This is a genomic window from Barnesiella sp. CU968, assembly GCF_905219685.1.
GTDB classification, from domain to species: domain Bacteria; phylum Bacteroidota; class Bacteroidia; order Bacteroidales; family Muribaculaceae; genus Lepagella; species Lepagella muris_A.
This window is the reverse complement of the sequence record NZ_CAJMXD010000124.1, coordinates 1-7428: the sequence shown is the minus strand read 5'-3', so window position 1 is coordinate 7428 and position 7428 is coordinate 1. Positions and strand designations below refer to the sequence as shown.

The window sequence follows — 7428 nt, the reverse complement described above, 5'->3', positions numbered from 1 at the left end:
ATCTTTTGTTAACCTTTATTAACATTTCATTTTGCGTGTATATTTTACACTTTATTTTCATTTTTCCATTTATTTTATTTTTTTTCTTAAATTTATAGCGCATTTTTAAAACCTTTGACTTATCTTTGCAAAGTCAAGTCAAATCATTATGGTTCCACTTACTTAAATTTCCATTTATGAAGAAAAACCTACACTACCCATGGATGCTGCTTTGCGCTTGCGCAGTATCCCTGACTGCGGCGGCAACTCCGGTCACACCGGATCAGGCGCTGCAAAGAGCAATCGGACAAGCCTCATCTTCGAAAATGAAGAAGAAACCTGCAAAAGGCACTGCGAGGCTTGCCCATACATTCCGGGCAACAACGGAACAGGAACCCACGCTTTACGTATTCAACAAGGGAACAGGAGACGGATATATGATCACACCTGCCGACGACCGCTTTCCCGCGCTCCTCGGATATGGTGACAACGGAGATTTCAATATCGATGAAATCTCGCCTGCCATGAAAAGCTTCATCGAGGATTATTCACGCGAAATCGATTATGCGATCAAAAACGAGACAGAAGATTCCCGCACCTCCGCCATCGCATCTCCGGGATGGGAACCTATAGCTCCTCTCCTTAAATCCAAATGGGATCAAGGCAACCCCTACAATCTTTGCTCCCCCCCGCTTGAAGTCATCGACGCAACCGGTTCTCCTACAGGACAGCAAATACCTACCGTTACCGGATGCGTCGCCACATCGATGGCACAGGTGATGTATTATCACAAATGGCCGGATGTTGGAGTGGGATCAAATTCTTACGAATGGAAAACATATTCCGATGTCCTTGCCAAGCAGCTTAAATGCGATTTCTCGCAGATGCGCTTCGACTGGGACAACATGCTCGACACCTATTCATATGACCAGAATGGAAATCCGACATGGTCGGAAGCACAGGCTAAAGCGGTTGCGGATCTGATGTATGCATGCGGAATATCGGTCAATATGTCATATAACATGGAACAGGCAGGAGGCAGCGGCGCGGTTTCTCGGCAGCAGTCTTTCGCTCTCGTGGATTATTTCAAATACAGCAAGTCGATTCGGTATAAATATCGCGACTACTGCCCGTCATGGGAATTTGAGGAAATTATCTACAACAACCTCAAGGAGGGTTTGCCGGTACTATATAACGGACGCGGCTCAGCAGGTGGACACTCGTTCGTATGCGACGGATACGGCGGCGACCATTATTTCCATTTCAACTGGGGATGGAGCGGAGTGAGCGACGGTTATTTCTACCTTGCCCGACTTTCACCTCAGACGCTCGGCATCGGAGGTGCAGCGGGTGGCTTCAACTCCGGACAGGGTATCAGCTACAATATCCGTCCGGTAAAGGACGGTGTGGACACCGGAACTCCGGAACTTCCCTATTTCAACTGCGTGGGCAACTTCGATTTCGATTCAAGAGCCGAATTGACAGCCGCCAACGGCTCCAAACTGATGTACACCAACTTCAAAGTCACAGCCCCCGTCTCGGGATACAACGCAGGATTCTGGAACATGTCAAGCACTCCGTTCACAGGTTATATAGGCGTAGCTGTGCAAGACAAGGACGGGAAAATAAACTTTGTTCCCGGACTTGAATGCAAAGCATTGCAATCCAACAGCGGAACGCAGAAAATCCCCGCATATCTTGAAGAATTCAAGGAAGGGACATACACGGTTTATCCGGCATTCATCAACACTGTTGACGAAGAAAGCGATTTCATACATGTGGTCAACGGGTATCGCGACCATGTCACCATGACCGTAGACGCGGAAGGAAACCGCACTTTCACTGACGCTACCATAGAAGAGGAACTCGCCACGGCTCCGGAACTTGCCGTGACATGCTTCAGCTATGCAGGCAAGATATACTCGAACAATTCGCACGACTTCTTGATGTCGGTTGCGAACCATACTTCCGACAAGGATTATTACGGCGACCTGACAATGGTGATAAAAGACTCAAGAGGGCGCGAACTGACGAAAATGCCTATCGGCAAATATGACATTCCCGCAGGACTCACGATTCCCTATTCATTCAGTCTGACTCTTGAGGTTCTCAAGAAAGACTATATCGTATCTTTCCGCGATTCCTACGGACGTGACCTTCCGGGAGAATATCCCCTTTCTGTCTCAGAGACAGGAAAGGCTCTCACGACACAGCTCCGGATAATGTCATTCTCGCCGACCGAGATATTGCCGAAGTCTACAATAGACAACATTACCTTCCAGGTTGGAAACTACGGGACAACCGCAATCACAGCGCCTCAATTCGGAATCGCCTACTACAAGCTTGGCGAGACCACCGGCAAGGGTTGGAATTTCCAGTATCCGAACCTCTCCATAGAATCCAACCGCATATATAACCTTACTCTCACAGGACTTCCTGTAGATCTTGTCGAAGGAGACTACGAAGTAAGGATGTATTATTACGAGCCTGTGGCGGCAGCGGAAGGCGAGGAACCGACAACTAAAAGAGTGACAATCAGCGGGCCTATAGCCGTCAGGGTGGGATACCCTGTAGAGACGGTGACAATGAACGAACACGCCATCCAACTCAAACCGGGCGAAACCCGGAAACTTGCGACATCGCTCACTCCCGACAACGCCACGTTCCGCATTCTGACATGGATAAGCAGCAATCCGGCTGTAGCCACCGTAGACAACGAAGGAAATGTGACAGCAGCTGACGAAGGACACGCCTACATTTCGGCAACTGCATACAACGGAGCCAACGATGTGTGCGAGATAACAGTGAGCGGTTCTTCAGAAATCAGCGAGATTGAGGCAAGCGGTGCCCGCATCATCGCGGTTTATTCCGCAAGCGGCATCAAAGTGCTTGATTCGCCTACAGCAGAGGCTCTTCTTGGACTTCCCGCAGGATTATATATGGTGCAGNCCGACAAGGGAACATACAAGACTGTAAGATAAGAAACACACCTAAATACCCATAAACATTGATTCAACAGGACGCGAACCGTGCGATACGGTTCGCGTCCCTATTTTAACTCTATACGGTTTTAACTCTATCCGGTTTCAATTCTACCTGATTTCACAAAACGGACGCCGCCACAGCATCTGTTGCTGCGGCGGCGTCTGACTGTATCCCCGTAGGGAGTCGAACCCTAATCGTCGGAACCGGAATCCGATATTCTATCCATTGAACTACGGAGACTTTTTAACTGCCTCCCGAATATTCTAAAACACGAAAGGCTTTTCAATGCAAAGTTATACTTTTTTTTTGAATTATTCAACTTCAATTTCCAAATATGAAGATTTGTTGTTAATTTTGACTATGAACTTGCATGCCGAAGGTGCTTAACAGACAAGTTCTGCTGAACACACATACTCAAGTGTCAGATGTAAAGCTACTAATATGAATGTAAAGATAGAAGAAGGGTGGAAAAAAGTCTTGGCTGCGGAATTTGACAAACCATATTTCGCAGGTCTTACCGATATGGTGCGCAGGGAGTATTCGGATCCGTCGTTCAAGGTGTATCCTCCGGCGGCTCAGATTTTCGCAGCTTTCGATTCCACACCATACGATGAGGTGAAGGTAGTGATAATCGGACAGGATCCTTATCACGGTCCGGGACAGGCGAACGGATTGTGTTTCTCGGTAAATCCGGGAATTGATATCCCCCCGTCGCTGCGAAACATATTTCAGGAGATACACTCCGACACCGGCACTCCCGTTCCCACATCGGGAGACCTGTCGGGATGGGCTGCGCAAGGAGTGCTTCTGCTCAATGCCTCACTCACGGTGCGCGAGCATTGCCCCAAATCGCATTCAGGTCTGGGATGGGAGACCTTTACAGATGCCGCCGTGCATGCTCTGGCAGAAAACCGCGAAAATCTCGTCTTCCTGCTCTGGGGATCAGACGCTATAAAAAAAGGGGCTTTCATAGACCGCAACCGACATCTTGTATTGACAGCGCCCCACCCCTCTCCCTTATCTGCGTATCGTGGCTTTTTCGGTTGCCGCCACTTCTCCAAGGCAAACGAATACCTTGCGGCACACGGCAAGGCACCCGTAAACTGGTAATAAACACGTCAACGGCACGGATGCAGCCGGAAGCCGTTTAAAACAGTGAAATCATTGAAAATAAAAACAGTATCATCAGCAGCCATATGGATTTTGTCGTTCTTTTGCTCTACGGCAATAGCAACTGACACATCCACACGTATTTTCAATCCGAATTTCCGTACTCTCAAGGTGATGAATCCAGACAACTTCATGTCTCCGCCTGTAATACGCCTGAATTCACCCGACAGACTCGTTATCTCGTTCGATGAGATCGCGGAAGACAACAGATGGCTGCAATACCGCATCCTTCACTGCAACGCAGACTGGCAACCGTCGCGTCTTGTGGAGTCTGAATTCATCAATGGATTCAACATATGCGATATCGAAGACTTCGCGTATTCTGAAAACACGTTTGTCCATTTTGTGAATTACCGCATCGAGTTCCCTAATTCATCAATGAAGCCTCTCGTATCCGGCAACTATCTGCTTCAGGTATTCGAAAGCGAGAACCCTGACAATACGTTGCTTCAGACACGGTTCTTGGTAACCGAGGAGTCCGCGGCAACAGAGGGGTCTGTATCGGGACGCACAGATATGGGACACAACACCGAATGGCAGCAGATCGACATGTCGGTGACATTGCGCGGCATAGAAAATGCCAATCCGTATCAGGACATCACGGTCTCGGTTCTGCAGAACGGCAGTGAAGCGTCGCGCCGCACACTCTCACGTCCGCAGAGAGTTGAAGGCAGTACGCTTGTGTTCAGCCATCTTCCGGAACTCGTTTTCCCCGCAGGAAACGAATACCGCCGTTTCGAAAGCATCAGCAACGGTTTTCCCGGCATGGGTGTGGATTCACTGAGATTCGAAGGCTCCAATTATCACGTATGGCTGAAGAAAGACTCAGGACGCGCCTTACGTAATTATGAATACGACAGAACCCAGCACGGCAGATTCCTCGTGAGGGAATACAACGCCACCGACTCAGACCTTGGAGCCGACTATATCACAGTGCATTTCATGCTCGACATGCCAAGGCTGAGAGATGCCGACATTTATATAGACGGAGAAATGACACACGACAGATTCGACTCTTCCAACCGAATGGTCTTCGATTCGGAGGCGGGCGTGTATCGGCTGGAGATGCCCCTGAAACAGGGAGCGTACAATTACCGCTATGTCACGCTGCCGGTATCAGGAAAAGGGATTCCTTCGTCAAAACTCACGGAAGGGAATAAATTCGAAACGGGAAACGAATACTGGGTATGTGTGTATTATCATCCGCCCGGTTCACGCGGCGACAGACTCATCGGTTTTTATACTATACAATAAACAAATCAGAATCAAAACATGCTTCAGATAAAAGACACTCTTGTATCTCTCGACCTCATCGAACGCTATTTCATCTGCGACCTTGACTCATGTCTGGGTGCTTGCTGCATAGAAGGGGATGCCGGCGCACCTCTCACAGATGATGAATATGAAAGGCTCTGCGAGCTGATGCCCAGTATATACCCCCTGCTTAATCCGGCGGCACAAAAAGTGGTTGAGGAGCAGGGACCCGCCTATTATGACGAAGACGGAGATCTTGTCACATCGCTTGTAGAAGGACGCGACTGTGTTTTCACCACCTATGCCCCGGGAGGGAAATGTCTGTGTGCTCTTGAGAAGGCGCACCGTGAGGGGAAGATACCTTTCTTCAAACCCTCTTCATGCCATCTGTATCCGGTAAGGCTCAAGGATTACGCCGGATTCACAGCTGTCAACCTGCACCGCTGGAAAATATGCAAATGCGCCGAAACCCTCGGGAGGGCAAAAGGCGTGAGGGCATATGAATTTCTCAAGGAGCCCCTGACACGCCGCTTCGGCAAGGAATGGTATGACGAACTTTGCCTGACCGCAAAGGAATGGCTGAAATCATCAGAGCGTGTCCATTAAAACATATCTTAAGATATTTTAATAAAGCATGTCTTAAAAAAACGCTCTAATCTTATGTTTTTCGACATATTTTAGTTAATTTTGCAACAAATACTATGATCCTAACATGTAAGAATTTATTTAGTTAAGCCAAAGGCGAGGTGATTGAGAAGTCCCCTCGCCTAATTTTTATTGCATGTTTTTTCGATATTACATCTATTTTGATTAAATTAGAGGCAAAATAGGGAAAAATGGCATCTGTCAATTACTGGATAGTCTTGATTGTCAATGCGGCTTATATAATCACCATCATAAGCTGCATTGTTGTCGTACTTAAAGAAAACCGCAACCCCATCCGTTCGCTGGCATGGGTGATAGCTCTGATTTTCCTTCCTGTCGTAGGGCTGGTGTTCTACCTCTTCTTCGGGCGCAGCCTAAAAGGGCAACACATGATTTCGCGTCACAACAAACGCAAGATAATAAGCCGTATGGCTCCCCGACATGTAAATCTCTCCAACATCGATCTCCCTGTTGCCGACAAGAACCTGATTAAACTGTCGAGAGCCTTATCCTATTCTTTTTATACAGTAAACAACCACATCGACATTTTCACAACAGGCAACGAGAAATTCAATGCTCTTAAACAAGACCTGCGTAATGCGAAGAAATCAATTTACCTGCAATATTATATATTCTCAGATGATACAACAGGGCAGGAAATAGCGGATATTCTTATCCGCAAAGCCCGTGACGGAGTGGATGTAAAAGTCATTTATGACCACGTCGGCAGTTTCTCGGCACGCAGCCGGTTCTTCAAGAGAATGAGTGAGGCTGGCGTCGAGACACACCCTTTCTTCCGCGTTACATTCCCTCAGCTTGCCAACAGAATCAACTGGCGGAACCACCGGAAAATAGTGGTTATCGACGGTGAGACCGGTTATCTGGGTGGGATGAACATCGCCGACAGGTATCAGAACGGTACTTCCGAGGGGATAGCCTGGCGCGACACGCATTTCAGGCTGCAGGGTGACATCGTGGAGTCGCTTATGTATTCCTTCATCGTGGACTGGAATTTCAAGAACAATCCCGAGACTATCGAGTATCCGCCGATGGCGCCTGTCAGGTTCCGGAACAACACAGGCATGCAGCTCATTACTTCCGGTCCTCTCGATTCATGGGACAATCAGGCGCTATGCTTCCTGAAGGCGATATCAAACGCGACAAAGTCAATATACATTCAGACCCCCTATTTCCTCCCTACCGATGCATTGCAACACGCCCTTGAGGCTGCCGCGTTATCAAAAATCGATGTGCGCATAATGATTCCCGGTAAAAGCGATTCAAGAATGCTACAATATGCCGGTTATTCGTATGTGACCCAATGTCTTCNCGCCGGCATCAAGGTATACCTTTACAATCCGGGAATGCTTCATGCAAAGGGAATAATAATAGACG

5 protein-coding genes and 1 tRNA gene are annotated in these 7428 nt (G+C 48.1%); 5 read left to right on the top strand and 1 reads right to left on the bottom strand.

What is annotated here, in order from left to right:
- Positions 1-176: 176 nt before the first annotated feature.
- Positions 177-2960 (top strand): C10 family peptidase, encoded by a 2784-nt coding sequence (locus JX312_RS06440; RefSeq protein WP_204457438.1) that lies wholly within the window; start codon positions 177-179, stop codon positions 2958-2960.
- Between the two features lie 172 nt (positions 2961-3132).
- Here JX312_RS06440 and JX312_RS06435 read toward each other — a convergent pair.
- Positions 3133-3204, bottom strand: a tRNA-Arg gene (locus JX312_RS06435).
- A gap of 201 nt (positions 3205-3405) precedes the next feature.
- On the opposite strand from JX312_RS06435, the gene ung reads away from it, so the two are divergent.
- The 4 genes from ung to cls form a co-directional block, all read left to right on the top strand.
- Complete coding sequence (ung, locus tag JX312_RS06430) at positions 3406-4074, top strand: uracil-DNA glycosylase (protein WP_204457437.1); 669 nt, start codon at positions 3406-3408, stop codon at positions 4072-4074.
- 45 nt (positions 4075-4119) lie between these two features.
- Positions 4120-5388: a DUF5103 domain-containing protein gene (locus JX312_RS06425; protein ID WP_204457436.1), complete on the top strand. Its 1269-nt coding sequence runs from the start codon at positions 4120-4122 to the stop codon at positions 5386-5388.
- A gap of 18 nt (positions 5389-5406) precedes the next feature.
- Positions 5407-5994, top strand: coding sequence for a DUF3109 family protein (locus JX312_RS06420; RefSeq protein WP_123405003.1), 588 nt, complete (start codon positions 5407-5409; stop codon positions 5992-5994).
- 230 nt (positions 5995-6224) lie between these two features.
- On the top strand, positions 6225-7428 hold a 1204-nt coding region (gene cls / locus JX312_RS06415), incomplete at its 3' end, for a cardiolipin synthase (RefSeq protein ID WP_204457435.1).

Bases quoted from the DNA above. Each gene is read 5' to 3' on its own strand.
- JX312_RS06420 (WP_123405003.1), top strand. From the start codon at position 5,407: ATGCTTCAGATAAAAGACACTCTTGTATCTCTCGACCTCATCGAACGC.
- ung (WP_204457437.1), top strand. From the start codon at position 3,406: ATGAATGTAAAGATAGAAGAAGGGTGGAAAAAAGTCTTGGCTGCGGAA.